1 protein-coding gene is annotated in these 1,267 nt (G+C 54.6%); it reads left to right on the plus strand.

Going from position 1 to position 1,267, the window contains the following annotated elements; genetic code table 11:
- Positions 1 to 916 precede the first annotated feature (916 nt).
- A partial coding sequence (locus A3730_RS03105) for an AMP-binding protein (protein WP_369819033.1) occupies positions 917 to 1,267 on the plus strand: 351 nt, incomplete at its 3' end.

Consider the following 1,267-nt stretch of genomic DNA (forward strand, 5'->3'; position numbering starts at 1 on the left):
CATGTGAGAGTAGGTCATCGTCAGGCTCTTAAACCAAACAAAAGACCCCCGCCACGAAAGTGACGGGGGTTTTTTGTTTGGTTTAAGATACGGTGAACTCCTCTCCCTACCTCGCGGCGAAGCCGCCATCCCCTCAAGGGGGACCGAGGTGTGACAAGCGATGCTCCGCAGGAGCCAGTTTGGTGCGCCGCAGGCGTCCCGAAGGGGGTAGCGAGCATGCTCGCTACCTAAATAGGTCATCGTCAGGCTCTTAAAGAAACAGATAATCCTTGTCGCGCAAGTGTCGGTTTGTTTGTTTGCTCACTGGAAGCCCGCACTCTCCCCTCAATCTGCCTCATTTTGCTTTCCGGCACTGCTCCTCTTGTGCCTTAAGGCTGTGTGCCTGGCTATGTGAGCGACGTGGGGTGGCAGTGTGCAACAAAATCAACCTGCTTGTTTATTTCCCAGGTCAAGAGCTGCGCTGCTGATGCGTTGGCCGCGATCGGTCCGTTTGTTGCTGCTTCTGGTCTGAATTTTGTTCAGGCATCCTTTCGATGAGGAGGGCGCTCTATTGCTCTTTATCCTTCGGCGGTAAGGCTCTACTCTTGGTGCGGTGCCAGTGTGTATTCCTACAGTAAACAAGCGTTTACCGGTGCTTTCGGGGCTGTGAAAGACTCCATTGCGGCGGGGGAAAGTGGTATGGTTGGGGTTTGCTGTTTGGGGATGACAGTGGGATAGGTGGGCAGCGGGAGGTGCTCCGGTTCTATGCGGGCGCCTTCTGGGACTTGAGCAGTCAAGGTGATGCTTTATCTGCTGGATCATCTTTAAAGGAATTCGCAGGGGTGCCTGCTCCGGTTTGCCGTTCGTTGGGCGGGCCGTTTCATTGACATTTTAGACTCGGGAAAGGTTGAGAATTATGACAACAGGAAAGAGTGTGATGACTCCGCTGCAGGCTCTGGCTCAGCGTCGTTCGCAACACGGCGATGCCGTGGCATTTGTTCAGCCTCTGGGTGGTGGTGAGCTGCGTGAATACACCTGGAAACAGGTGGATGAAGAGGCGCGCAAGATTGCTGCCTATCTGCAATCTCAGGGGATGAAGAAGGGCGACCACGTTGCGCTGGTGTCCAAGAACTGTGCCGAGTGGATTATCACTGACGTGGCAATCTGGATGGCGGGCGGTGTCAGCGTGCCTTTGTATCCGACGTTGGTGGCCGAAACAGTGCGTCAGATCATGGAGCATAGTGAGTCCAAGTTTCTGTTTGTGGGCAAGCTCGATGACTGGGACATG

Source organism: Alcanivorax sp. HI0044, from assembly GCF_001634945.1.